Annotated in this window: 21 protein-coding genes; 12 read left to right on the top strand and 9 right to left on the bottom strand. The window is 70.6% G+C overall.

Annotation, left to right across the window (positions count from 1 at the left end; translation table 11 throughout):
• The first annotated feature begins 290 nt into the window (after window positions 1-290).
• The gene (gene serS / locus ACIQK6_RS11320) at window positions 291-1568 is read left to right on the top strand and encodes a serine--tRNA ligase (protein WP_329100255.1); all 1278 of its coding nucleotides are present in this window, start codon (window positions 291-293) and stop codon (window positions 1566-1568) included.
• The gene (locus ACIQK6_RS11325; RefSeq protein WP_329100254.1) at window positions 1565-2377 is read left to right on the top strand and encodes an HAD family hydrolase; all 813 of its coding nucleotides are present in this window, start codon (window positions 1565-1567) and stop codon (window positions 2375-2377) included. Before serS ends, ACIQK6_RS11325 begins: the two co-directional genes overlap by 4 nt.
• A gap of 138 nt (window positions 2378-2515) precedes the next feature.
• Here ACIQK6_RS11325 and ACIQK6_RS11330 read toward each other — a convergent pair whose 3' ends face one another.
• Window positions 2516-3058: a hypothetical protein gene (locus ACIQK6_RS11330; protein WP_329100253.1), complete on the bottom strand. Its 543-nt coding sequence runs from the start codon at window positions 3056-3058 to the stop codon at window positions 2516-2518.
• A gap of 163 nt (window positions 3059-3221) precedes the next feature.
• Here ACIQK6_RS11330 and ACIQK6_RS11335 point away from each other — a divergent pair, with 163 nt between their 5' ends.
• The gene (locus tag ACIQK6_RS11335) at window positions 3222-4217 is read left to right on the top strand and encodes a sensor histidine kinase (protein ID WP_402694712.1); all 996 of its coding nucleotides are present in this window, start codon (window positions 3222-3224) and stop codon (window positions 4215-4217) included.
• 10 nt (window positions 4218-4227) lie between these two features.
• On the top strand, window positions 4228-4884 hold the full coding sequence (locus ACIQK6_RS11340; protein WP_329100251.1) for a response regulator transcription factor: 657 nt from the start codon (window positions 4228-4230) through the stop codon (window positions 4882-4884).
• A gap of 7 nt (window positions 4885-4891) precedes the next feature.
• Here the strand turns inward: ACIQK6_RS11340 and ACIQK6_RS11345 are convergent, their stop codons facing one another.
• The 5 genes from ACIQK6_RS11345 to ACIQK6_RS11365 all read right to left on the bottom strand — a co-directional run bounded on the left by ACIQK6_RS11345 (window position 4892) and on the right by ACIQK6_RS11365 (window position 9126).
• Window positions 4892-5527, bottom strand: a complete 636-nt coding sequence (locus tag ACIQK6_RS11345; protein WP_329100250.1) for a rhomboid-like protein — start codon at window positions 5525-5527, stop codon at window positions 4892-4894.
• Window positions 5528-5610: 83 nt separating this feature from the next.
• Window positions 5611-6330, bottom strand: coding sequence for an ABC transporter permease subunit (locus ACIQK6_RS11350; protein ID WP_329107785.1), 720 nt, complete (start codon window positions 6328-6330; stop codon window positions 5611-5613).
• 21 nt (window positions 6331-6351) lie between these two features.
• Window positions 6352-7263 (bottom strand): ABC transporter ATP-binding protein, encoded by a 912-nt coding sequence (locus ACIQK6_RS11355; protein ID WP_329100249.1) that lies wholly within the window; start codon window positions 7261-7263, stop codon window positions 6352-6354.
• A complete protein-coding gene (locus tag ACIQK6_RS11360) occupies window positions 7260-8147 on the bottom strand; it encodes an ABC transporter permease (RefSeq protein WP_329100248.1) in 888 nt (295 codons plus the stop codon). Before ACIQK6_RS11360 ends, ACIQK6_RS11355 begins: the two co-directional genes overlap by 4 nt.
• Complete coding sequence (locus ACIQK6_RS11365) at window positions 8137-9126, bottom strand: ABC transporter ATP-binding protein (protein WP_329100247.1); 990 nt, start codon at window positions 9124-9126, stop codon at window positions 8137-8139. The genes ACIQK6_RS11360 and ACIQK6_RS11365 overlap by 11 nt, the downstream gene beginning before the upstream one ends.
• Window positions 9127-9343: 217 nt before the next feature.
• Here ACIQK6_RS11365 and ACIQK6_RS11370 point away from each other — a divergent pair, with 217 nt between their 5' ends.
• Genes ACIQK6_RS11370 through ACIQK6_RS11385 form a run of 4 tightly spaced genes read left to right on the top strand, consistent with a single transcriptional unit; the run spans window position 9344 to window position 13842 of the window.
• A complete protein-coding gene (locus tag ACIQK6_RS11370) occupies window positions 9344-10213 on the top strand; it encodes a M24 family metallopeptidase (protein ID WP_329100246.1) in 870 nt (289 codons plus the stop codon).
• Window positions 10210-12000: an SDR family oxidoreductase gene (locus tag ACIQK6_RS11375; protein WP_329100245.1), complete on the top strand. Its 1791-nt coding sequence runs from the start codon at window positions 10210-10212 to the stop codon at window positions 11998-12000. The genes ACIQK6_RS11370 and ACIQK6_RS11375 overlap by 4 nt, the downstream gene beginning before the upstream one ends.
• A complete protein-coding gene (locus ACIQK6_RS11380; protein WP_329100244.1) occupies window positions 11997-12917 on the top strand; it encodes a metal-dependent hydrolase in 921 nt (306 codons plus the stop codon). Before ACIQK6_RS11375 ends, ACIQK6_RS11380 begins: the two co-directional genes overlap by 4 nt.
• A 10-nt stretch (window positions 12918-12927) precedes the next feature.
• Window positions 12928-13842 carry a MerR family transcriptional regulator gene (locus ACIQK6_RS11385; RefSeq protein WP_329100243.1) on the top strand — a complete coding sequence of 305 codons (915 nt, stop codon included), beginning with the start codon at window positions 12928-12930 and terminating at the stop codon, window positions 13840-13842.
• Window positions 13843-14033: 191 nt separating this feature from the next.
• On the opposite strand, the gene ACIQK6_RS11390 is transcribed toward ACIQK6_RS11385, so the two are convergent.
• Entirely contained in the window at window positions 14034-14831 is a 798-nt protein-coding gene (locus ACIQK6_RS11390; RefSeq protein WP_329100242.1) for an aquaporin, read from the bottom strand.
• Between the two features lie 142 nt (window positions 14832-14973).
• On the opposite strand from ACIQK6_RS11390, the gene ACIQK6_RS11395 reads away from it, so the two are divergent.
• The 3 genes from ACIQK6_RS11395 to ACIQK6_RS11405 all read left to right on the top strand — a co-directional run bounded on the left by ACIQK6_RS11395 (window position 14974) and on the right by ACIQK6_RS11405 (window position 20571).
• On the top strand, window positions 14974-15513 hold the full coding sequence (locus tag ACIQK6_RS11395) for an RNA 2'-phosphotransferase (RefSeq protein WP_329100241.1): 540 nt from the start codon (window positions 14974-14976) through the stop codon (window positions 15511-15513).
• A 142-nt stretch (window positions 15514-15655) separates the two neighbouring features.
• The gene (locus ACIQK6_RS11400; RefSeq protein WP_329100240.1) at window positions 15656-17548 is read left to right on the top strand and encodes an HSP90 family protein; all 1893 of its coding nucleotides are present in this window, start codon (window positions 15656-15658) and stop codon (window positions 17546-17548) included.
• Complete coding sequence (locus tag ACIQK6_RS11405; protein ID WP_329100239.1) at window positions 17545-20571, top strand: tetratricopeptide repeat protein; 3027 nt, start codon at window positions 17545-17547, stop codon at window positions 20569-20571. The genes ACIQK6_RS11400 and ACIQK6_RS11405 overlap by 4 nt, the downstream gene beginning before the upstream one ends.
• Window positions 20572-20635: 64 nt before the next feature.
• On the opposite strand, the gene ACIQK6_RS11410 is transcribed toward ACIQK6_RS11405, so the two are convergent.
• Window positions 20636-21541: an LLM class flavin-dependent oxidoreductase gene (locus ACIQK6_RS11410; protein ID WP_329100238.1), complete on the bottom strand. Its 906-nt coding sequence runs from the start codon at window positions 21539-21541 to the stop codon at window positions 20636-20638.
• A 105-nt stretch (window positions 21542-21646) separates the two neighbouring features.
• Here ACIQK6_RS11410 and ACIQK6_RS11415 point away from each other — a divergent pair, with 105 nt between their 5' ends.
• Window positions 21647-22534, top strand: coding sequence for a Cof-type HAD-IIB family hydrolase (locus tag ACIQK6_RS11415; protein ID WP_402694713.1), 888 nt, complete (start codon window positions 21647-21649; stop codon window positions 22532-22534).
• On the opposite strand, the gene ACIQK6_RS11420 is transcribed toward ACIQK6_RS11415, so the two are convergent.
• Entirely contained in the window at window positions 22531-24342 is a 1812-nt protein-coding gene (locus ACIQK6_RS11420; RefSeq protein WP_329100236.1) for a GAF domain-containing protein, read from the bottom strand. The two genes, ACIQK6_RS11415 and ACIQK6_RS11420, sit on opposite strands and share 4 nt — an antisense overlap.
• Window positions 24343-24355 lie beyond the last annotated feature (13 nt).

The following is a 24355-nucleotide window of genomic DNA, read 5'->3' on the forward strand; positions in this document are numbered from 1 at the left end:
GATCAGGAATGATCTATTCCTGTGTCCACAGAGGCGGCACACAGCCTGTGGATAAGATGCAGGCGGCGGCAATTCCTGTGGACAAGAAGCCCCTCCAGTCCTGCTCAGAGCCAGCCCGACCGCCAACATTCCGCCCCATTTCGGGGAATGGGACCGCTTTTATTGACGCTCCGAGAAGCGCCACTTCCGGTCAGTCGCCAAGACTTATCCATTCGTTGCAATTGGGACATAGTGACACGCAGCGTGATATCGGTGTGATCCGAAGAAGCCCAGCCCGGTAGCCTGGAGGGGTGATTGACCTCCGGCTGCTCCGTGAAGACCCTGACCGTGTCCGCGCCTCGCAGCGCGCCCGTGGAGAGGACGTCGAACTCGTCGACGCGCTGCTCTCCGCCGACGAGCGCCGCAGGTCCTCCGGCATGCGCTTCGACGAACTGCGCAATGAGCAGAAGTCCCTCGGCAAGCTCGTCTCCAAAGCCTCTCCCGAAGAGCGGGCCGAGCTGCTGAAGAAGGCCGAGCAGCTCAAGCAGGACGTCAAGGCCGCCGAGGCCGAGCAGAACGAGGCCGACGAGGCCGCCAAGCAGCTCCTCCTCCAACTCGGCAACATCGTCCACGAGGACGTCCCGGTCGGCGGCGAAGAGGACTTCACCGTCCTGGAGACGCACGGCACCATCCGCGACTTCGCCACCGAGGGCTTCGAGCCCAAGGACCACCTGGAGCTCGGTGAACTGCTGGGCGCCATCGACGTCGAGCGCGGCGCCAAGGTCTCCGGCTCGCGCTTCTACTACCTGACCGGCGTGGGCGCCCTGCTGGAACTGGCGCTGGTCAACGCGGCCATCGCCCAGGCCACCGAGGCCGGCTTCATCCCGATGCTGACCCCGGCACTGGTCCGCCCGCGCGCCATGGAGGGCACCGGCTTCCTCGGCCAGGCCGCCGAGAACGTGTACCACCTGGAGAAGGACGACTTCTACCTGGTGGGTACCTCCGAGGTCCCCCTCGCCGCGTACCACATGGACGAAATCATCGACGCCGAGAAGCTGCCCCTGCGGTACGCCGGCTTCTCCCCGTGCTTCCGCCGCGAGGCCGGTACGTACGGCAAGGACACCCGCGGCATCTTCCGCGTCCACCAGTTCGACAAGGTCGAGATGTTCTCGTACGTCGCGCCGGAAGACGCCGAGGCCGAGCACCAGCGGCTCCTGGAGTGGGAGAAGCAGTGGCTGACCAGCCTGGAGCTGCCGTTCCAGGTGATCGATGTCGCCACCGGTGACCTGGGCGCCTCCGCCTCGCGCAAGTTCGACTGCGAGGCGTGGATCCCCACCCAGGGCAAGTACCGCGAGCTGACCTCCGCCTCGAACTGCGACAGCTTCCAGGCCCGCCGCCTGTCGATCCGCTACCGCGACGGCAAGAAGACCCAGCCGTTGTCGACGCTGAACGGCACGCTGTGCGCCGTACCGCGCACGATCGTCGCGATCCTCGAGAACCACCAGCAGGCCGACGGTTCGGTACGGGTGCCCCAGGCCCTCCGTCCCTACCTCGGCGGCCGCGAGGTCCTGGAGCCGATCGCCAAGTGAGCCCGGCCCCGTTCCCGTACAAGCTCGTCGCGACCGATCTCGACGGCACGCTGCTGCGTGGCGACGACTCGGTCTCGGAACGCACCCGTGAAGCGCTCGTCGCGGCCACCGCGGCGGGCGCGGCACACATCATCGTCACCGGTCGCGCCGTGCCCTGGACCCGGCACGTACTGGACGATCTCGGCTACAAGGGGATCGCGGTCTGCGGGCAGGGCGCACAGGTCTATGACGCGGGTGCGCACCGGCTGCTGACCTCGGTGACGCTGGACCGGCAGCTGGCCGGTCTGGCGCTCTCGAAGCTGGAGGCCGAGATCGGCCCGCTGGCGTTGGCGGCCAGCCGGGACGGGGTGGACGGCGAAGTACTGTTCGGGCCCGGGTACCAGGCACAGGAAGGGCTCCCGGCCCTCTACCTGGAGGACGCCAAGGCACTCTGGGCGGCTCCACTGAACAAGCTCTACATCCAGCATCCGGAGCTGGACGACGACGCGCTCGTCAAGGTGGCCCGGGAGACCGTGGGCAGCCTGGTCGACATCGTCATGGCGGGGCCCGGCATCGTCGAGATCCTGCCGCTGGGTCTGACCAAGGCCACGGGTCTGTCGCTGGCCGCGCGCCGGCTGAAAGTGAAGGCGGCGGACACGATCGCCTTTGGTGACATGCCCAACGACATCCCGATGTTCGGCTGGGCCGCGCACGGGGTGGCAATGGCCAATGCCCACGCCGAGCTCAAGGCCGTGGCCGACGAGGTGACGACCTCCAACGAGGAGGACGGCATCGCGGTGGTGCTGGAGCGTCTGCTGGGCGCCGCGTAGCGCGCATGACGTAGGAGAAGGTCCGGGACGGCCCGCGCCGCAAGGCGCGCTCGAAGTGGCTGCCCCGGACCTTTTGTTGCTCCCCGCACGACTCACTCTGCACCTGGCGCAGGTCCCTTACCAGCGAATTTTCGTGCATCAGCCGTGGATGCGGCGGCGGCGCCAGTAGGCGACGGTGAGGATGCCCAGCAGCGGGCCCCAGAGCAACAGCGGCGCGTAGGAGAGGTCGAAGATCCGGAGGGCGAGTCCGGTCGGCGCATCGGGATTCGCGGCGTTGGTCTCGCTCCAGGTCCAGGCACCAAGGACCGTGATGCCGGTGAGCGCGATCGCGCCCAGCGACGCGGGAACGACCGCCACCAGGGGGTGGATCCGGCCTCCGCCCAGCACGGGAATCCAGCCGGGCAGCTCCTCGCCCCAGCGCTGGACCATACCGAGGCTCAACAGGCCGAGGCACTCCTGCAGGACGCAGACGAAGACGAGGACCAGGGACGCGGTACCCGGGTAGTACGAGTGGTGCAGGTCGCTGCCCGGTCCCCAGCCCATGGGAATGCCGACCGCGATCGCCAGCCGCCACAGGCAGCTGGGAAGCACGGTCAGCGAGGTGAGCCGGGCGAGCAGGCGAAGCCGTGGGGAGACTCCGGGCACGGTGTGCGGGGCACGAACCACGGTGTGGGAAGTCATCTGACAAGTCCTTTTCAGGGGCTTCTGGTTGCTGACTCAAGCCTGGTCGGACGGGGCCTTCGGAACCATCCGCCGATCGGCAGGCCGGTGGGTCCTGTCATGTCCGTACTGCTCTGCCGATCGGCGGATGGCCGGTCCCGGGGCGCGATCGTAGGGTCGAGCCATGACCGCCAACCTCCGTACCGCGTACGCCCCGTTGCTGGCCCTTGCTGGCATCGGCGGCCTCCTCGCGGTGTTCCTGGGCGCGCCCCCGGCGTGGTTGCTCGTCTGGGTGGGGCTACTGCTGCCGCTGCTGGCCCTGGTGGCCCGCTGGTCCCCGGTGCGCTCGGGGGCCGTCGCGGCCTCGCTGGGCGTCACGGCCGTCGCGTTGTGGCCGGTACCGCTGATGTGGGGGACGGCGTCGTGGCTGGAGGCCTGTGGAGCTGCGGCGTTCTGGGCGGTGCCCGCTCTCGGGGCCCTGGCGGCCGGGGGATATCTGCGCCGTCAGGCGAGCCGGATGCGCCGGGCCGTCCGGGACGGCCGGCGTGACCAGCAACTGGAACTGGCGCGGGATCTGCACGACTTCGTGGCGCACGACGTAAGCGCCATCGTGGTGCAGGCCCAGGCGGCCAGGTTCGTGGCGGACAAGGACCCCGAGCAAGCGGTCCGCGCGCTGGAGCGGATCGAGGCGGCCGGGCTCGGCGCGCTCGCCTCTATGGACCGGACGGTGCACGCACTGCGGGAGGCGGCCGGTGCGCGTTCCGCCTCGGTCCCGGGGACCTCGGAACTACCTTCGCTGGTAGGACGGTTCGAGGGTGAGGTGCTGGAGGCCGATCCAGCAGCGGCCCGCGAGTTGTCACGAGAAGCGGACACCACCGCCTACCGGGTGGCCGTGGAGGCCTTGACGAACGTACGCCGGCACGCGCCCGGGGCGGCGGTCGTACGGGTGCGCCTGTACCGGGCCGCTGAGGGAATCGAGCTGAGCGTGGCCAACTCCGCGCCGGCCAGGGGCGCGGGCGGACTACGGGGACTGGGGCTGCGGCGGCGGGGTGGAACCGGGCTGGCCGGTCTGCGCGGCAGGGTGGAGGCGGCGGGCGGGACGCTGCGGGCCGGCCCGAGCGCCGACGGCGGGTGGCGGGTTTGCGCCGTCTTCCCGGCACAGGGACCCACCCTCGGGTGATCATGGCGGCGTGACCACACGCATCCTGATAGCCGACGACCAAGAGGACATCCGTAGCGGTTTCCGGCTGATCCTTGATTCACAGCCGGACATGACCGTGGTGGGGGAGGCCGCGGACGGGGAGAGCGCGGTGGCGCTGGCGAGGGAACTTCGGCCCGATGTGGTGCTGGCGGACATCCGAATGCCTCGGCTCGATGGGCTGGAGGTGACCCGGCTGCTGGCGCCGCAGACGCGCGTGGTGGTGGTGACCACCTTCGACTTGGACGAATACGTGCACACGGCGCTCCGCAACGGCGCCTGCGGCTTCTTGCTGAAGCGGTCCGGGCCGGCACTGCTGATCGAGGGGGTGCGGGCGGCGATGGCGGGGGACACGCTGATCAGTCCGCAGATCACGGTGCGGCTGCTGAGCCGGCTGACGCAGGAAGGTCCGGTCGCCCGGCCCTCGGCGCATCCGCTGACGGAGCGGGAGGTGGACATCGTGCGCCTGGTGGCGCGGGGGCTCACCAACGCCGAGATCGGCGCGGAACTGTTCATCAGCGCGGGGACGGCAAAGACCCACATCGCGAACGTCCAGGCCAAGCTGGGGGCCCGCAACCGGGTGGGAATCGCTGCCTGGGCCTGGGAGCACGGCATCGCCAAAGCGGAGCCGGAGGCTGAGGCCGACTAGATCCCCGTCATGTTTCACGTGAAACAACGTTGCGGGTGAGCGGCCAGGCGAGCAGGCCGACGGAGAGCGCGATGGCGTGGCCGAGGTCCGTGAAGGTGCCACCGGTGACCAACGGCATCCCGAAGAAAGCGAGCGCTCCGGCCAGGTAGAGCCATCTCCAGGGGCCGGGGAGCAGGTAGGTGAGGACGCCGATGGAGGCCGCGAGCCCATAGCTGACGCCGATGTCGACGACGTGGGTCATGCTGTGCGGGGCCCGGTGGTCCTGGATGGCCGTCAGGAGGATCTTCTGGCTGACCAGGGTGGCGACGACGTGGGCGGTCGCGACGATCAGGAGCCAGCGCAGGGTGCCGAGCCAGCGTTCGACGGGGGCGTGGAACAGCTCGAAGAGCACGGCGTAGAGGGCGAGGGAGGCCGGGTTCGCGATCCAGAAGGCACTGCTGACGAGTGCCCGGACCGGGTATTTGACGAGCTGGTTGATGTTGCTGCTGTTGCGGTGGAGGAGGACGCTGTCGACCTGGTCGGGTGCGATCGCGACGATGATGCTGGTGACGGCGATGATCAGCAGCCAAATGTGCGTTCCGGGCGAGGAGCGTATCCAGGACCGCAGTGGCCTGGACGGCTCCGGCTCGGTGTGCGCGACCATGCACCGATGATGCCGCGCGAACCTGTGCCCCGCCCGACCGGTGGGCCGGGCGGGGCACAGGTTCGCATGAGCTGTGACAGGACCTACTCCTCGCCCGCCAGGGTGAGGCGGCGGAGCTTCTGGCCCGCGTAGACGGTGGCGCCGATGGTGACCGCGCAGAGCAGGATCACGGCAGTGGGAAGGCCGACGGTGGCGTCGACGTACCCGTCCCCGGCGACCTTCTCGGCGACGGACAGGGCCCACTGCTGGACGCTGAGGGTCTTGGCTCCGGAGACCAGGCTGCCGAAGAGCGACTCCCAGATCAGGGCGTAGACCAGGCCGAAGACGACCGCGTGCCGGCTGACGGTGCCGAGCAGCAGGAACAGCGCGCTGTAGGCGATCGAGGCCACGAGGGCGGCGATCGTGTAGGCGACGGCGATCTGCTGTCCGTTGCCGTTGAGGATGAAGCCTGCGATCAGGGTGGGGATCGCGGAGAAGACCATCGTGACGGCGATCGCCACGATCAATTTGGTCATGATGATCTTCGGGCGCTTCACCGGCTTGGCGAGCAGGTAGACGATGGAGCCGTCGTCGATCTCCGGGCCGATGGCGCCGGTGCCGGCGATGACACCGATCAGCGGGACCATGGTGGCGAGGGCGAAGCCCCCGAGGAGGTCGGCCGCGACCTTGTCGTCCACGCCCACGAAGGCACGGACGACGAGGGCGATGACGATCAGCAGGGCGGGGAGCGCGAAGAGGATCAGCGCGCGGCGCCTGCCGAGCAGGGCCCGGTAGGTGAGCCGGGCAACGGTGGGGTCGTACACGTACATGGGTGCCAGCTCCTTTCAGGCCGTGACGAGGTAGGAGAAAACCGACTCGAGGGACTCGTCGGAGGGCGAGACCGTCAGCAGCCGGATGCCGTGCGCCCGGGCCACGCGGGGCAGCAGTTCGGTGAAGCGGCCGAAGTCGACGGCCTGGATGCGCAGCGCGCCTTCCTTGTGGTCGACCTCGATGCCGGCGGTGGAGGGATCGGCGATCAGGGCCGCGGCGAGCACCCGGTCGTCGGAGGAGCGGATGACGTAGCGGTGCGGGCGGTCCGTCATCAGGCGGCGGATCTTGCGGAAGTCGCCGGAAGCGGCGTGCCGACCGGCCACGACCACCTCGATGTGCGAGGCGAGCTGCTCGACCTCCTCCAGGATGTGGGAGGAGAACAGGACGGTGCGTCCCGCGTCACCCATCCGCCGCAGCAGGTCCATGAGCTGCATGCGCTGGCGCGGGTCCATGCCGTTGAACGGCTCGTCGAGGAGCAGGACGGCCGGGTCGTGGACGAGGGCCGAAGCCATCTTCACGCGCTGGCGCATGCCCTTGGAGTACGTGGAGATCTTGCGGTCCTGGGCGTACTCCATCTCGACGGTGGCGAGCGCCCGCTGGGCGGCCGCGTCGTCGAGGCCGTGGAGTTCAGCGTTGGCGACGACGAACTCCCGGCCGGTGAGGAAGTCGTACATGGCCTCGCGCTCCGGCACGACGCCGATCTGCTTGTAGACCTGCTCGTTCTGCCAGATCGGTGCGCCGTCGAGGGTGACGGTGCCCGTGGAGGGGGCGAGGAAGCCGCCCATCATGTTGATGAGGGTGGACTTTCCGGCGCCGTTGGGACCGAGGAGCCCGGTGACACCGGGTCCGATGTTCATGGTCACGTCGTTGACGGCGACGACGTTCCCGAACCAGCGGGAGGTGTGGTCGATGTGGATGGTGGTCACAGCCCGGCCTTCCGGTAGCGGGCCATCAGGGCGGCGTAGGAGCCGACGATGAGGCCGAGGGCGACGAGCAGGTAGACGACGCCGACACCGGCCGAGGGGCCCTCGCCGCCGGGGAAGGCGGAGGTGGCTCCCAGGAAGGCGGTCTGCACTCCGTCGATGAGGGTGATCGGGGAGAACAGGCCCATCCACTCGATGGCCTCGGTGTTGCCGGTGCTGTAGGAGATCCCCTGGACCGCGGTCACCGCGCCGAACGGGATCAGGAGCACCGCGATGATCGCGGCGACACCGAATCCGCGGCGCGGGGTGAGCGCGGCCATCACCAGGCCGAGGCCGGCGAAGAGCAGCGACAGCAGCAGAACCGACACGAGTCCCTGCCCGAATCCCTTGGTCTGGTGGGCGAAATCGAACTTCGCGAGGAGCGAGCCGATCCACATGATCAGCAGCGGGGTCGCGGTGAGGACGAAGAGGGCCGAAGCCATGGCCGCGTACTTGGCCACGACGTAGTCGACGCGCTCGATGGGCCGCGAGAAGTAGAGCGGCACCGTCTTGAATCGCAGGTCCCGCGAGACCGACTGCGGCGCCTGGGACGCGAGGAAGAGGCCGATGATCACCTGGGTGGTCAGGGCGTACGTCGTGTACTTGATCGGCAGGTCGGTGGAGCCGGGCACTGCGATGGCCACCGCGACGATGATCAGCGCGGGCACGCACATCACCGCGAACAGGAGCATCGGGAGGACCTTGGACTTGGCGGAGCGGCCGAGGCCGTAGGCGCCCCGCAGCGACTGCGAGAACAGCGACGTGCGGGCGTATGCGCGGCCGAGCCGGGGTCCGTCGTAGGACCGGTAGCCGATGTTGTGGATCTGGGTCGAGGTGTCAGGCGCCATCGGAACCGGCTCCCTTCTGCTGGACGGTGTACGAGGGCTGGTTGTTGTCGCGGAATACCTCCGCGATGTGGTGACGGCGCTGCTCCATGCGGACCAGGCCGATGCCCAGCTCTGCGACGGTGTCGCGGACGGTGTCGTACGTCTGCTCGCCGGTGGCCTCGACGAGGAGGATGTGGCCGGCTCCGGGCAGGCCCTGCTCCTCCCCGGCGTGCAGGGTGACACCGGCTTCTGTGAGCGCCTTGCGCAGGGCGGCGGTGCCGTCCGGGTGGGCGTCGGAGTCGGTGACCTCGACCGCGAGGGTCGTGGTGATCTGGGTGAAGTCGCTGGTGGAGCTGGAGCGCAGCAGCTTGCCACCGTCGACGACGACCACGTGGTCGCAGGTCCGCTCCAGCTCACCGAGGAGGTGGGAGGTGACCAGGACGGAGATGCCGAAGTCGGTGTAGATGCGGCGGATCAGGCCGAGCATCTCGTCGCGGCCGACCGGGTCCAGACCGTTGGTCGGCTCGTCGAGGAGGACCAGCTGGGGGTCGTGGACGAGGGCCTGGGCGAGCTTGACGCGCTGCTTCATGCCGGTGGAGTAGCCGCCGATGGGGCGGTAGCGCTCCTCGTACAGCCCGACGTGGCGCAGGGTGTCGGCGGTGCGCTCGCGGGCCGCGGTCGGCGGCAACCCGGACATGCGCGCCATGTGGACGACGAACTCGGTGGCCGAGACGTCGGGTGGCAGGCAGTCGTGCTCGGGCATGTAGCCGACGCGTTCACGGATGGCGCTGCCATGCGTGTGGACGTCGAGGCCGAGCACGGCGGCGCTGCCCTCGGTGGCGGGGGACAGTCCCAGCAAGATCTTGATCAGCGTGGACTTGCCGGCTCCATTGGCACCCACGAGGCCGGTCACACCAGGCCCGATGTCCAGGGAGAGCCGGTCGAGGGCGGTCACTCGGGGGTACCGCTTGCTCAGGCTTTCGGTCGCGATGACAGTCACGGGTTCGACGTTAGTGGGGCAGCTCTCGTGAAACGTCAGACCTGGAGCTGGATCCCGTCTCAGCCTTCAGGCGTACACGCCCGTACTGGAGGCTGATATGGACCCGACAACTTTGTCCACAGGTCCGTGCACGACCCTTGACGTGATCTCCGGTCATTGTCACATTCATCAGTGTCAACTTACGGGCGCGTACGGCTACACGGATGGACGGGCTGATATGGCTGGGGACACCAAGCAACGCACCGCGCGACTCTCCGGACGACGCTCCGCCGACCTGAGCGGCTTCAGAGAGGTGCAGCGCCTCTCGTACGAGTGCGCCGAGGCCGTCGCGGCCCAGCTGCGTCCCGGGGTGACCGAGCGCGAGGCCGCGCGGATGCAGCGCGAATGGCTAGGGGAGCGCGGGGTACGGGACTGGTTCCACCTGCCCTTCGCCTGGTTCGGGGACCGCACCGCCTTCGCGAACTTCCGGCTCCCGCTGCAGTTCTTCCCCACCAACCGGAAGCTGGAGCCGGGGATGGCGTTCATCCTCGACATGGCACCGGTCTACAAGGGGTACGCGGCGGACATCGGCTATTCGGGCAGCCTCGGGCTCAATCCCGTGCAAGACCGGCTCATGTCCGACCTCCAGGCGCACCGCGTACTGATCCTGGAGCAGGTGCGCGAGGGCCGCTCCCTGCGCGAGATCTACGAGGACGTCGAACGGCTGATGACCCGGCAGGGCTACGCCAACCGGCACCGGGCCTATCCCTTCGGCGTGATCGCGCACAAGATCGATCGCGTCAAGGAGCGGCGCTGGTCTCCGACCGCCTTCGGCTTCGGCACCCAGTCCCTCAAGGGACTGCTGAGTGACGCCCTGCACGGCCACCGTGAGGGCTGGTCCCCGCTGTGGAGCCCGTACCGCTTCTCCGACCATCCGCCGCAGCCCGGCCTGTGGGCGGTGGAACCCCACCTCGGATTCCGGGGTACCGGCGCGAAGTTCGAGGAGATCCTGGTCGTCACCGACTCCCGGGACCCCGAGGAGAGCGCGTTCTGGCTGGACGACGATCTGCCGCACGTGCGGCGCTGGGCCGAGGAGAAGGCAGCATGAGCGACATGGGCGGAGCGGGAGCGGTGGGCCTGGCGGGTGCGCGCGAGCGCCGGGTGAGCACCGGTGGGGTCGAGCTGTGCGTCGTCGAACTTGGTGAGACGGGCCGGCCGACGGTGCTGCTGGTGCACGGCTACCCGGACAGCAAGGAGGTCTGGTCGGAGGTCGCCGAGCGGCTCGCGACGCGCTTCCACGTGGTGCTCTACGACGTACGCGGCCACGGGCGCTCCACCGCACCGCAGCCGTTGCGCGGCGGCTTCACCCTGGAGAAGCTGACCGACGACTTCCTGGCGGTGGCGGACGCGGTCAGCCCGGACCGGCCCGTGCACCTGGTCGGCCATGACTGGGGCTCCGTACAGGGCTGGGAGTTCGCCACGATCGCCCGTACCGAGGGCAGGATCGCCTCCTTCACTTCGATGTCGGGTCCCTCCCTCGACCACTTCGGGCACTGGATCAAGAAGCGGATGGCGCGGCCCACCCCGCGGGCGGCGGCGCAGCTCCTCGGCCAGGGTGCCAAGTCCTGGTACGTCTACATGCTGCACACCCCCGTACTGCCGGAGCTCGCCTGGCGCGGGCCGCTCGGCAAGCGGTGGCCCGCCATGCTCCAGCGGCTCGAAGAGGTTCCGGCCGGCTCCTATCCGACGGCCTCACTGCCTTCGGACGCAGCACACGGAGCCTGGCTCTACCGCGACAACGTGCGGCCTCGAATGCGCCGGCCGCGCCCCGACGCGTACGCCCACGTACCGGTGCAGCTGATCACCCCGACCGGGGACGCCTTCCTGTCCGAGCGGCTCTACGACGGTCTGGAGCGGTGGGCTCCGGACCTGCTGCGGCGGACCCTGCCCGCCAGGCACTGGGTGCCTCGGACCCGGCCCGACCAGCTGGCCGCCTGGATCACCGAGTTCGTCACCGACCGGGAGGAGCCCGCGACGCGGGCACCGGAGCAGAAGGCCCCGGGCAAGTACGCCGACCGCTTCGCGGGCCAGCTGGTCCTGGTGACCGGCGCGGCCAGCGGCATCGGCCGGGCCACCGCCTTCGCCTTCGCCGAGGCCGGGGCCCGCGTGGTCGCCGTCGACCGCGACGCGGAAGGCGCGGCGCGCACGGCCGACATGGCCCGGCTCGTCGGCGCCGCCGAGGCGTGGGCCGAGTGCGTGGACGTCAGCGACGAACAGGCGATGGAGAAGCTCGCGGCGAAGGTCGCCGCCGAGTACGGAATCGTCGACGTCCTGGTCAACAACGCCGGGATCGGCCTGTCCGGCTCCTTCCTCGACACCACCGCCGAGGACTGGAAGAAGGTCCTGGACGTCAATCTGTGGGGGGTCATACACGGCTGCCGGATCTTCGGGAAGCAGATGGCCGAGCGCGGCCAGGGCGGGCACATCGTCAACACCGCCTCCGCCGCCGCCTACCTGCCGTCCAGGACCCTGCCCGCCTACAGCACTTCGAAGGCCGCGGTGCTGATGCTGTCGCAGTGCCTGCGCGCGGAACTGGCCTCGAAGTCGATCGGGGTCTCCGCGATCTGCCCGGGCATCGTCAACACCAACATCACCGCCACCTCGCGCTTCGCCGGGGTGGACGAGGCCGAGGAGAAGCGCCGCCAGGAACGCTCCTCGCGGCTGTACGGGCTGCGCAACTTCCCGCCGGAGAAGGTCGCCGACGCGATCCTGCGGGCGGTGGTGCGCAACGAGGCCGTCGTACCCGTGACTCCGGAGTCCAAGGGCGCTCTGTGGATGTCCCGCTTCGCCCCGCGTGCCCTGCAGCGCATCGCGCGGCTGGAGCCAAAGCTGTGAACGGGCCTGCGGACCCGATCGGCCGGCACCCGATCAGTCCGCGCCGGGTGGCCTTCGATTGGAAGACCACTCCTCTGCACTGGATACCGGACGAGCCCACCGCCACGCACGTCATCAACGTGCTCCACCTGCTGCTGCCCGCCGGGGAGCGGTGGTTCGTCAGGGTCCTCAAGGAGGGGCTTCCCCTGGTCACCGACCCCGCGCTGCGCAGTGACGTCAAGGGGTTCATGGGTCAGGAGGCCACGCACAGCGTGCAGCACTCCTCCGTGCTGGACCACCTCGCCGAACAACGGCTGCCGACGGAGGCGTACACGCGGCACGTGGACTTCCTCTTCGAGAAACTGCTCGGGGAGGCCCCGCCGTTCGGGGTGCCGGTCACGGCGCGGGAGTGGCTGCGCTTCCGGCTGGCCGTGGTCGCCGCGATCGAACAGTTCACGGCGGTCCTCGGGGACTGGGTGCTGCGGGCCGACGGGCTCGACCGGGCCGGGGCTGACGAGATCATGTTGGACCTGCTGCGCTGGCACGGCGCGGAGGAGGTGGAGCACCGTTCCGTCGCCTTCGACATGTACCAGCACTGCGGGGGAGCCGGTCTGCCCCGCTACGCGCGCCGCATCGAGGGGATGGTCGTGGTCGCGCCCGTACTGGCGTGGCTGTGGGTGTGGGGGACCTCGTACCTCATGCGCAACGACCCGGAGCTCGGCGGTCGGCTGCGCTACTCGCTCGGCGCGCACAACCGGGCGGTGGCCAAGGGCCTACTGCCTCCGTGGAGAGAGCTCGGCATGGCCATACCCCGCTACTTCCGGCGGTCGTACCATCCCTCGCAGGAGGGCTCGCTGCGCAGGGCGGTCGAGTACCTTGCGGCTTCACCTGCCGCCCGGGCCGCGGCGGGGGCGGTCGGCCGAGCCGCGATGTCGTAGGGAGCCGGGATTGTCCGATCAGGCGGTAGCCGAGTACCGGATCGAGGATCTGGCGCACCACAGTGGAGCAACGGTGCGCACGATCCGGGCGTACCAGGACCGTGGCCTGCTGCCGAAACCGGAGCGGCGGGGCCGTTCCAACGTCTACCGGGACACGCATCTGGCACGGCTGCGCCAGATCGCGGACCTGTTGGACCGCGGCTACACCCTGGCCTCCATCAAGGAACTGCTGGAGGCCTGGGACGCCGGGCGAGGTCTGGGCGGCGTACTCGGGCTGGTCGCCGAGGTGCACGGGCCGTGGACCGACGAGGAGGCGACCCGGATCAACCGGGAGGAGCTGGACGAGCGGTTCGGCGGCCGCCCGGACGACGACGCCGTGGACGAAGCGTGCGAACTCGGGGTGCTGGAGCGGATCCCGGGGCGCCCGGACCAGTTCCTGGTGCCCTCCCCGCAAGAGCTGGCGGTGGCCGCCGAGCTGCATGCGGCCGGGGTGCCGCTGTCGGCGATCACCGGGCACTTGCGGGAACTGCGGGGACAGGTGGAGCACATCGCCTCGCGGTTCCTGGAGTTCACCACCGAGCACGTCTTCGCGCGCTACCTCGGACAGGTGCCGCCCACGGACGCGGACGCGGCGGAGGCGGCGACCATGGTGCGGCGGCTGCGGCCGCTGGCCCAGCAGACCGTGGACGCGGAGCTGGCGCGGGCGATGCGGCTCTTCGCGACCCGACACCTCCAGCGGCACCTGGGGTCGGCCGGCGCACCGGGGCCGACGGGGCCCGCGCCGGTGGCGCTGCCGGCCGCGACGGTACGGGCCGTACAGGATCTGGTGGGTGCCGACCACGTCGCGGAGTTCGTCCGGGCCGCGACGGAGCGGGAGCTCCAGGCCCGGACGATGAATGATCTGGCGCGCCGACGGGAGCAGTAACAACGCCTGGGCGGGTGGTGACGACGAAAGGTTCGGTCGGGGCGGGTCGGGGCCGGTCCCCGGATTCCACAGGATCCCCGGATTCCACAGGGTCCACGGGGTCCACAGGGCGGATCACGCGTTTGTCGTCAAAACCCGCCCAAACGGCTGTGGACAAGCCCCCTTTTCCTGTGGGCAACTGAGCTTCCGTCTCACCCCACGGTCTCGTACGCCACCTTGGCTGGGCTCGCTCCGTCCACAGGCGCCGCCTTCGCACTCCGGCCGAACCCGAAGGTGTACCTGGCACCCGCCCCTGTCCCGGCACTCCTCCCGGTCCCGTACAGGAGGGCGGCCAGGGCCAGGCCGAGGATCGCGCCGACCAGCTGGGCGCCAACGAATCCGGGCAGCGACTGGGGGGCTATGCCGGTGAAGGAGTCACTGAAGCTGCGCCCGATGGTGCCCGCCGGATTGGCGAAGGACCCGGAGGAGGTGAACCAGATCGCGGCCGCGATGTACGCGGCGACCGCCACCGGGACGAGACCGGAGCGCCCGATCCGGCCGAGGCCCTGGATCAGGAGGACGAGACCGGCGGTGGCGACCACCTCGCCGATGAGCAGGTGACCGCCGTCGCGCACCTGGGTGGCGAAGGTGCCCGGGATCCGGCCGAACATGACGTCCGCGACCAGGGCGCCGCCGATGGCTCCGACGCTCTGGGCAACGGTGTAGACGAGGGCATCGCCGCCCCCCAGACCCTCGCCGCCGGTCCGCCGGGACCACCAGGAAGTGAGGGTGACGACCGGGTTGAGGTGGGCGCCGGACAGCGGCCCGAAGATCGTGATGATCAGCCCGAGGCCGATGGCCGAGGCGAACGAGTTGGCGATGAGGGCGACACCGGTGTCGCGGCTGAGCTCGGCGGCCTTGAGCCCGGAGCCGATCACGACCACGAGCAGGCCGGCGGTACCGACCAGCTCAGCAGCGGCGCGGCGTGACAGTGAGGGTGGGGCTGTCATGGTTTCTCCCTCTCAACAGAAGTGGCAGCGGAAAATATATTCCGCATCTTGGAAGAGCGATAGAGGGTGTCCACCACCTGTCACCACCGGCCGCCCCGGAAAATCCCTGCCGGGGGGCCGACCGACCGGGCACGCTGGGGCCATGGATGAAAGACGCACCGTGAAGGTGTCGAAGTACGTCTCGAAACACCTGCGACACCAGCCGGAACGGATCGGACTGGTGCTCGATCCCCATGGCTGGGTGGAGATCGACGACCTGCTGCGCGCGGCGGCCGCGCACGGCTTCCGTTTCAGCCGGGCCGAGCTCGACCACGTCGTCGCAGCCAACGACAAGCAGCGGTTCGCCGTCGACGGCACCCGGATCCGGGCCAACCAGGGGCACACCGTAGCCGTGGACCTGAACCTGCCGGAGGCCGAACCGCCCGCCTACCTCTACCACGGCACCGTCGCCGCCGCCTTGGAACCGATCCGCGCCGAGGGCCTGCGCCCGATGGCCCGCCACCACGTGCACCTGTCCCCCGACCGGGAGACCGCCACCCGGGTCGGCGCGCGACGCGGCCGGCCCGTCGTGCTCAGCGTGGACGCCGGGGCGATGCGAGCAGCCGGACACGTCTTCCGGATCAGCGCCAACGGGGTGTGGCTGGTGGATGCCGTACCGCCGCAGTTCCTGCGCTTCCAGTAATCCCGGGCCAGGCATCCGGGGCGCCGGAATTCACGCAGAGATTGTCCGACCATCCCCCTAATGTGTGAACCACTCCGGGATCTGTGAGGGGGGGACCTCGCGATCGCCGAACCATCCCTGCATGCACGCGAGGTGACGCCCCATGACGTCCACGTCCCCGTCCACGCCCACGTCCACACCGCCGTCGGCACCCCACAGCTTCCAGGTCGATCTGCGCGGCCTGGTCGACCTCCTCTCCCACCACCTCTACTCCAGCCCGCGCGTCTACGTCCGCGAGCTCCTGCAGAACGCGGTGGACGCGATCACCGCGCGGCACGCCCTCGACCCGGCGGCGCAGGTCCGCATCCGACTCTCGGCGTCCGGCGACCGCGTGACCATCGAGGACACCGGTATCGGCCTCACCGCCGCCGAGGCCCACTCCCTGCTCGCCACCATCGGCCGCAGCTCCAAGCGCGGCGGCGACGGCGATCTCAACGAGCAGGGCCTGGAAACGACCCGCCAGGAGTTCCTCGGCCAGTTCGGCATCGGCCTGCTCGCGTGCTTCGTCGTGGCCCGCCAGATCCGGGTAGTCACCCGCTCCGCCCGCGACCCGCAGGCCGCCCCCGTCGAATGGCTGGCCACGGACGATGGTTCGTACACCGTCCGCGAACTGCCCCACGAGGCACGGCCGGAACCCGGCACCACCGTCGTACTGGAAGCCCGCCCGGGCGCCGCGGAATGGGCCGTCCCGGCCAAGGTCGAAGAACTGGCCCGCGACTACGGCTCCCTGCTGCCGTACGAGATCACCTTCGACGACGGCCAGGGTGGCGAGCCGCGCCCCGTCACCGACCGGCCCGCCGTGTGGGACCGTCCCTTCCCCACCCCGGCCGCCCGTCGCGTCGCGCTCGCCGGGCACTGCGCGCAGCTCTTCGGTTTCACCCCGCTCGACAGCATCGACCTCGACCTGCCGGTCGCCGGCGTACGGGGGGTGGCGTACGTCCTTCCGGAACCGACCAGCCCCGCCCACCGGGCCGGACACCGCGTCCACCTCAAGGGCATGCTGCTCACCGACCGGGCCGACAACCTGCTGCCCGACTGGGCGTTCTTCGTCCGCGCCGTCCTCGACACGGACACCCTGCGCCCCACCGCCTCCCGCGAGAACCTGTACGACGACGAGACCCTCGCCGCCGTACGGGATGCCCTCGGCGCCCGTGTCCGCGGCTGGCTCGCCGAACTCGCGGCCAGCGATCCGGAGCGCCTGGCCGCCTTCCTGCAGGTCCACCACCTCGGCGTGAAGTCCATGGCCCGGCACGACCCCGAGCTGCTCGGGCTGATGCTGCCGTGGCTGCCGTTCGAGACCAGCGACGGCTCGATGAGCCTCCAGGAGTTCGCGGCCGCCCACACGGACATCCACTTCACCCGCACCGTCGAGGAGTTCCGGCAGATCGCACCGATCGCCGCGGCCCACGGGCTCGGCGTCATCAACGCCGGATACACCTACGATGCGGACCTACTGGCCCTGCTGCCCGCCGTACGGCCGGAACTCAAGGTCACCGAACTCGACGCCGGGGCCGTCACCGAGCGGCTGGACCCGGTGCCCACCGCGGCCGAACTGGCCCTCGCCCCCTTCCTGGCCACGGCGCGCGCCCGCCTGGAAGCCCAGGGTTGTGACGTGGTGCTGCGCGCATTCCAGCCCGTCGCCGTGCCGGCGCTGTACCTCGACGACCGGCAGGCCCGCCAGGAGCGCGACCGCACCGCCGCGCTGGAGAGCGCCGACTCCTTGTGGAGCGGCATCCTCGGCGCGCTGCGCGGCTCCGCGCCGCGCGCCCGTCTGGTGCTCAACCACAACAACCCGCTCGTCCGCCGGATCGCCGCGCTGCCCGACGAAGCACTGACCGGTACGGCCGTCGAATCGCTCTACGGGCAGGCCCTGCTGATGTCCCAGCGGCCGCTGCGCCCCGCCGACTCCACCCTGCTCAACCGGGCCTTCCTCGGGCTCCTGGAATGGGCGACCCACTCCACCGGTTCCCGCGACGCCCAGGAGGACCAGAAATGACGACGCTGACGCGCGGGGAGATCGTGCGGGGTCTGGCGGAGAACCGCGAATCGCCGAACGGCGCCGCACGCAACGCGCACGCCGAAGCCCTGGCCGGCGCGGCGGAGACGAGCGGTGACCGGGCCCTGTTCCGCGAGGCCCTGGACAACCTGATCAACGCCTACCTCTACAGCTCCGAGTCCTCCAAGATGCTGGTCCCCTTCGCCCGACTGCTCCAGGAGTACGACAAGGACCCGGGCGCCTTCTCCCATGGGGAGGCGCATGCGCTGTTCTGGCAGTTCAAGTGGGTGGCCACGGCGATCTCCGACTCTCCCGGGGTTCCGCTGGAGTCGGCCACCGGCTGGCTGGACGAGATGGAACGCCGCTACCGGATCGCCGGCTACAGCGAACGGCCCGTCCGCGAGGCCGAGATGTGGCTCGCCGACGCGATCGGCGAGGACGAACGCGCCGATCGGGCCTTCCGGCGCTGGCTGGCCGCGGAGCGCGACGGCATGAGCGACTGCCGGGCCTGCGAACTCAACGGGCAGGGCCAGTACGCCGCCCTGCACGGCGACGACGCCGAGGCCCTGGAGCTGTGGAAGCCGGTGCTCGACGGTGAACTGACCTGCGCCGAGGAGCCCCACCGGCTCCTCGCCACCTCGCTGCTGCCACTGCTGCGGCTCGGCCGAGCCGACGAGGCGCGCTCCCACCACCTGCGCGGCTACCGCATGGCACGCGGCAACGACAGCCTGCTGCCGTCGGTGGGCAAGCACATCGAGTTCTGCGCACTCACCGGCAACGAATCGCGCGGCCTGGAGATCCTGGCCGACCACGCCGCCCACGTGGCTCCGCTCGCCAACCTCGACGACCGGCTGGATTTCCACGGCGGCATCCTCGTGCTGCTGCGCCGCCTGCGGGAACTGGGGCACGGGCGCACCCCGGCCGTGCCCTACGAAGGAAGCCCCCGAACCGTCGACGAGCTGTACGAGGTGCTGTACGCGGGCTGCCTCGACATCGCCCGGCAGTTCGACGCGCGCAACGGCACGACCCGGGTCTCGGACCGGTTCCTCGCACAGATGGGCCGTGAGCCGCTGTTGGCCGAGCTGCCGCTGGGGGTCCGCAGCGCGGCGCTGCCGCACACCGCCTCGGCCCCCGCGCCCGCTCCACCCGGCCCCGGGCCGGACCGGACGGCCGCCGCCTTCACCGAGCTGGTGGAGCGGGCCCGCCGGGCCCGGGAACTGGGTCATCCGGGTACGGACGCACTGTGGGCCGAGGTGGCGGTCCGACTGGACGCGCACCCGGAGACCGATCCGCTGGTCCGCGTCGACCTCGCGGACCAGCAGGCTCTGGCTGCCGGGCGGAGCGGGACCACGGTGGCGCCGGAACTGCTGAGGTCGGTCCGGGACGACTACCGGGCGCTCGGGCTCGCCGAGCGGGCGGCACTCGCGGAGCTACGACTGGCCGGTGTGGCAGCACAGTCCGCAGCCGCGCCGACGGAGGTCCGGGAACTGCTGCGTGTCGCCCTGCGGTCCGCCGAGGCACTGGACGCCACCGAGCCGCTGCGGGCCCGGCGCATCGCGCTCGTGGAACTGTGGACGATCCGGATGGAGTCGTACCTGCGCTCGGTGGAGACGCCCGACACGGACGACCACCACGACCACCACGACCACCACGGGAAGCTGGCCACCGAGCTGACCGATTTCATCGCCGCCCACGAGGGCACCCTGGCGGATCTGGTGGCGGAGGCCGAGGAAATGCTGGGCCGGGTGGCCCTGACGCAGGGCGACCCGGAGCGGGCCTTGCCACTGCTCAAGGCGTCCGCCGCGCGGGCCGCCCTGGCCGGCCGGCCGTGGCAGGCCGTGGACCCGCTGGTGCTGCGGGCCGGGGTACTGCTGACGCTGGAGCGGCCCGAGGAAGCGGAGGCCGCGGCGCGCTCCGCGCTGGAGCACGTCGCCGAGGTGACCGACGCCGAGACGCAAGGCGTCGTACGGCTGACCCTCTCGGACATCCTGCTGCGACGGGGCGATGCGGCCGCGGAGAGCGCGGAGCACGCCTTGGCCGCAGCCCACTGGTTCGACCAGGCCGGACTCACGGCCGACGGCGGCGCGCATGCCAGGCTGCTGCTGGCCCGGGCGTACGCGGAGGACAACCGGAACGCAGAGGCGGCGGAGGTCCTGCAGTCGGCGCTAGCGGACCTGCTGGAGCACGGCGACCAGCAGGCGGTGTCCGTACGGGAGTTCCTGGGCGATCTGCTGCGCCGGCTGAACGAACCCCGGCCGGCAGCGGAGCAGTACCTGCTGGCGGCCGAGGTCACCAAGAGCTGGGAGGATCCGCGTCCGCAGGCGAGCCTCGCGCATTCGGCCGCCGACACCCTGAACGACGCGGGACTGGCCGTGGAGGCGGTCGCCGCGTACGAGCGGGCTCTGGAGTTGCACCGGCTGACCGGCGAGCTCCCGGTCGCCGAGGTGCGGATCCTGCGCTCCCTGGCCTGGCTGGGACTGCGTGAGGAGGTCACCGTCGCGGCGGTGGCGGAGGCCCGGAAGCGGATGGCGGAGGCTGTCGAGGTACTGGAGGCGGCCCTGGCGGCGGATCCCGGAGCTCCTGCGCTGCAGTCCGAACTCGCCCAGACCTGGCACCAGCTGGCACAAGTACTCGACCGGCACGTCAACATGAACGAGCAGGCCGACGAGGCCGCTGACGAGGAGGGCGAGGAGGGCGAGGACCAGGGCCTCCCCCGTGCCGGGGCGGAGCCGGCGGCCCGGCTGAGCCCCGCGGAGGTCGACGAGCTGCGCCTGGAGGAGATCGAGCTGTGGGACCGGGCCGCCCGGGTCTATGCCGAGCTCGGCCCCGACCATCTGCGGGACCGGTTCCAGTGCCTGAACAACGCGGCCTGGACCGAGCAGGAGCGGGGTGAGGCGGACGCGGGAGCCGCGCGCGTCTCCGCGCTGATCGACGAGGCGCGGGCGCTGCCCGATGACGACGTGCCGGACTGGCTCCTGCCGGCCGCGGAGCGCCTGCTCGCGCAGTTGAACGACCGCGACTAGTCATCGCCCTCCCGGTCGTCGTCGCCGCTGGTGCGAGCGGCGACGACGACCGGCGGATCACGGATCAGCTGTCGAGCTGGGCCAGGGCCTCTGTGGCGATCTTCTCGAACACGGCCTCGTCGGCGGCGAACTCGGAGTTCGGGATCGGGGCGTGGATCACCATCTCGGTGAACCCCAGATCGCGGTGCCGGCCGGCGAAGTCGACGAACGCGTCCACGGACTGCAGCACGGTGTTGGCCTCCGGCGTGAAGCCGGTCAGAAGGATCTTCTCCACGGGCTCCAGGTCCCGCCCGATCTCCAGGAAGGCCGTGCCGAGCCGTTCGAGCTGCCCGCGCAGGGCCTCGCGCGACTGCTCGGGCGTGCCCTCCTCGAAGAGCTTCGGGTCGCCCGTGGTCACCCAGGCCTGGCCGTGTCGAGCGGCGAGCCGCATGCCGCGCGGTCCGTTCGCGGCGACCGCGAACGGCAGCCGGGGCCGCTGCACACTGCCGGGGATGTTGCGGGCCTCCTCGGCGGAGTAGAAGGTCCCCTCGTGGCTGACCGAGCCCTCGGTCAGGAGCCGGTCCAGCAGCGGCACGAACTCGGCGAAGCGGTCGGCGCGCTCGCGCGGGGACCAGGCCTCCTGGCCCAGCGCGGTCGCGTCGAAGCCGTTGCCGCCCGCACCGATGCCGAGCGTGATGCGCCCGCCGGAGATGTCGTCCAGGCTCATGAGGTCCTTGGCGAGGGTCACCGGGTGACGGAAGTTCGGCGAGGTGACGAGCGTGCCCAGGCGCAGCCGCCCGGTAGCGGTGGCCGCTGCGGTCAGGGTGGGCACCGCGCCGAACCACGGGCCGTCGCGGAACGTCCGCCAGGACAGGTGGTCGTAGGTGTAGGCCGTGTGGAACCCGAGCTGCTCTGCCCGGAGCCACTGATCCCGTCCTCCCTCGTGCCATCGACGTACCGGAAGGATCACGGTGCTCAGACGCAGACTCATGCTTCGAGCCTACGGCGAGGCGATGTTTCACGTGAAACGGCGTCGTTTCACGTGAAACATCGCCCGAGGTGACAGTCCCCGCCCGTGGTCAGGACCTACTCGACCATGGGCGAAGATGGAGCCGTGACCTCGGCTCCCCAGTGCCCGGACGGGCCTACCCCCACGCCCCGGCTGATCGCCACCGACCTCGACGGCACCCTGCTGCGCGACGACAAGTCCGTCTCGCCGCGCACGGTCGCCGCGCTCGCCGCCGCCGAGGAGGCCGGGATCGAGGTCTTCTTCGTCACCGGCCGCCCGGCCCGCTGGATGGATGTGGTCAGCGACCATGTCCACGGCCACGGCCTGGCGATCTGCGCCAATGGCGCGGCGGTGGTCGACCTGCATGCCGGACGAGAGTTCGTACAGGTCAGAGCCCTTCCACGGATAGCCGCCCGCGCCGTCGTAGATGCCCTGCGGGCCGCGGCACCCGGCACCTCCTTCGCGGTCGAGTTGACCACCGGCATCAATTACGAGCCGGCGTACCCGCCCTTCTTCAAGGACCCGGGTGCCCGGGTCGCCACTGCCGAGAAGCTGCTGCACGAGGACACGGACGAAAGCTCCGAGCCCGTGCTGAAGCTGTTGGCGCACCACCCCGAGCTGGCCCCGGACGAGTTCCTGACACTGGCGCGGTCCGCCGCCGGTGGATACGCGTCGATCACCCGGTCCAGTCCCACCTCACTGCTGGAGATCAGCGGGCCGGGCGTGTCCAAGGCGAGCACCCTGGCACTGTGCTGCGCCGAGCGGGGCATCTCCCCCGCCGAGGTCGTCGCCTTCGGGGACATGCCGAACGACGTGGAGATGCTCAGCTGGGCGGGCACCTCGTACGCCATGGGCAACGCCCACCCCGATGTGATTGCGGCCGCGTCGGGTCGCACGGTCGCGAACAACGAGGATGGGGTCGCCCTCGTCATCGAGCGCATCCTGGCCGATCGGACCGCGGCACCGCAGGTCTAGGCTGCGGGTTGGAGCGGGGCCTCCCACACCACGGTGGTCCCACCGCCGCCCTCGCCGATGCCCGGCCCGTACGAGCTCGCGCCGCCCAGCGACTCGGCCCGTCGGCGCAGGTTGCGCAGCCCGCTGCGGCGGCCACCCTGCGGGATGCCCACCCCATCGTCGGCAACCTCCAGCCGGACCCCGGGCCGGCCGTCGGCGAGCGTGACGGTGGAGTCGATGACCACGTCGATCCGGGTCGCCTCGGCGTGACGGAAGGCGTTCGACAGGGCCTCGCGCAGCGCGGCGATCAGGTTCTTGCCCACCAGCTCACCGACGACCGTGTCGACGGGGCCGACGAAGCGGTGCGCGGGCTTGAAGCCCAGGGGCACCGCAGCCATGTTGATCTCCCGGAGCACTCGGGTGCGCAACCCGGACGGAGCCTCAGCCGGACCCTGTTGGAGGGCGAAGATCGCGGTGCGGATCTCCTGGATCGTCACGTCCAGTTCGTCCACGGCCTTGCCCACGCCGTCGCGCACTTCGGGGACGATGGACCGGCGCTGGGCGCCCTCCAGCATCAACCCGGTGGCGAAGAGCCGCTGGATGACCAGGTCGTGCAGGTCGCGGGCGATCCGGTCGCGGTCCTCGAACACCGCCAGCCGCTCGCGGTCGCGCTGTGCCTCGGCCATCATCAGTGCGAGTGCCGCCTGCGAGGCGAACTGGGTGGCCAGGGTCCGCTCGGCTTCGGTGAAGGGACGCCCGCCGCGGGCCCGGGGGGTGACCAGAGCGCCCAGCACCCGCCCGCCGCTCTGGAGCGGCAGCAGCATGCACGGGCCGTACCGGCTGGTGAGCTCGCTGGCCGTGCGGGGATCGGACGCAGCGTCGTCCACGAAGACCGGCTCGCCCTCCAGCAGCCGGTCCACCACCGGGCTCGCGGCCGGGATCACCACGCCGAGCGAGGTGGCCGGGTTCTCGGAGGAGACGGCGACGATCTCCATTCCGCCCTCCTCGGCCGGCAGCATGACGATCCCGGCGGCGGAGTCGGCCAACCGGCGGGCCTGTTCGGCGACCACCGCGAGCGCATCGTCCGCGTCCCCGCCGGACAGCAGAGCGGTGGTGACGGCCACCGAGCCGTCGATCCAGCGCTCGCGCTGGGTGGCGGCCTCGTACAGCCTGGCGTTGCCGATGGCGATGCCCGCTTCGGTGGCGAGTACCCGGACCATGTGGACGTCGTAGTCGTTGAACTCGCCGCCGCCGTTCTTCTCGGCGAGGTAGAGATTGCCGAAGATCTCTCCCTGCACCCGGATCGGCACTCCGAGGAAGGTCTTCATGGGCGGGTGGTGCGGGGGGAACCCCGCCGAGCGCGGGTCCTTCGTCAGATCGGCGAGCCGCACCGTGTCGAAGTGCGAGATCAGCGCTCCGAGCAGGCCTCGTTTCCCGTCGGGGCGATGTCCGATCTTCCGGGCCTGAGCGGGGCTGATCCCGTGGGTGACGAAGTCCGAGAGCCCGCGGCCCTCCGTGTCGACGACGCCGATCGCCGCGTAGCGGGCGTCCGCGAGCTCGGCCGCGGTCTCGCAGATGCGGTCCAGCGTCGAGTGCAGCTCCAGTCCGGTCCCGACCGACCTCATGGCCTCCAGCAGTTGCGGTACCCGGGCCGTGAGCTCGGTGGACAGTCCCTGCAGACTCCTGGTGGCCCGGGTGGTAGCCGCCAGCGGGTCCGAAGCTCCACCGGTTCCCGCAGTTCCCAGCGTTCCCGGCAACGGATCCGGCAGCGGATCCAGTGATGGACCTGGTGACGGATCCGGTGATTCCTGTGGCTGCTGCGCTGACATGGTCCTGAGCGTA

The organism is Streptomyces sp. NPDC091682, from assembly GCF_044756625.1.
Lineage (GTDB): Bacteria > Actinomycetota > Actinomycetes > Streptomycetales > Streptomycetaceae > Streptomyces.

What these genes read in the sequence shown, in the direction of transcription:
- ACIQK6_RS11330 (WP_329100253.1), bottom strand. Translation starts at nt 3,058, where the DNA reads ATGACTTCCCACACCGTGGTTCGTGCCCCGCACACCGTGCCCGGAGTC.
- ACIQK6_RS11335 (WP_402694712.1), top strand. Translation starts at nt 3,222, where the DNA reads ATGACCGCCAACCTCCGTACCGCGTACGCCCCGTTGCTGGCCCTTGCT.
- ACIQK6_RS11345 (WP_329100250.1), bottom strand. Translation starts at nt 5,527, where the DNA reads ATGGTCGCGCACACCGAGCCGGAGCCGTCCAGGCCACTGCGGTCCTGG.
- ACIQK6_RS11360 (WP_329100248.1), bottom strand. Translation starts at nt 8,147, where the DNA reads ATGGCGCCTGACACCTCGACCCAGATCCACAACATCGGCTACCGGTCC.
- ACIQK6_RS11370 (WP_329100246.1), top strand. Translation starts at nt 9,344, where the DNA reads ATGGCTGGGGACACCAAGCAACGCACCGCGCGACTCTCCGGACGACGC.
- ACIQK6_RS11375 (WP_329100245.1), top strand. Translation starts at nt 10,210, where the DNA reads ATGAGCGACATGGGCGGAGCGGGAGCGGTGGGCCTGGCGGGTGCGCGC.
- ACIQK6_RS11390 (WP_329100242.1), bottom strand. Translation starts at nt 14,831, where the DNA reads ATGACAGCCCCACCCTCACTGTCACGCCGCGCCGCTGCTGAGCTGGTC.
- ACIQK6_RS11395 (WP_329100241.1), top strand. Translation starts at nt 14,974, where the DNA reads ATGGATGAAAGACGCACCGTGAAGGTGTCGAAGTACGTCTCGAAACAC.
- ACIQK6_RS11400 (WP_329100240.1), top strand. Translation starts at nt 15,656, where the DNA reads ATGACGTCCACGTCCCCGTCCACGCCCACGTCCACACCGCCGTCGGCA.
- ACIQK6_RS11405 (WP_329100239.1), top strand. Translation starts at nt 17,545, where the DNA reads ATGACGACGCTGACGCGCGGGGAGATCGTGCGGGGTCTGGCGGAGAAC.
- ACIQK6_RS11410 (WP_329100238.1), bottom strand. Translation starts at nt 21,541, where the DNA reads ATGAGTCTGCGTCTGAGCACCGTGATCCTTCCGGTACGTCGATGGCAC.
- ACIQK6_RS11415 (WP_402694713.1), top strand. Translation starts at nt 21,647, where the DNA reads ATGGGCGAAGATGGAGCCGTGACCTCGGCTCCCCAGTGCCCGGACGGG.
- ACIQK6_RS11420 (WP_329100236.1), bottom strand. Translation starts at nt 24,342, where the DNA reads ATGTCAGCGCAGCAGCCACAGGAATCACCGGATCCGTCACCAGGTCCA.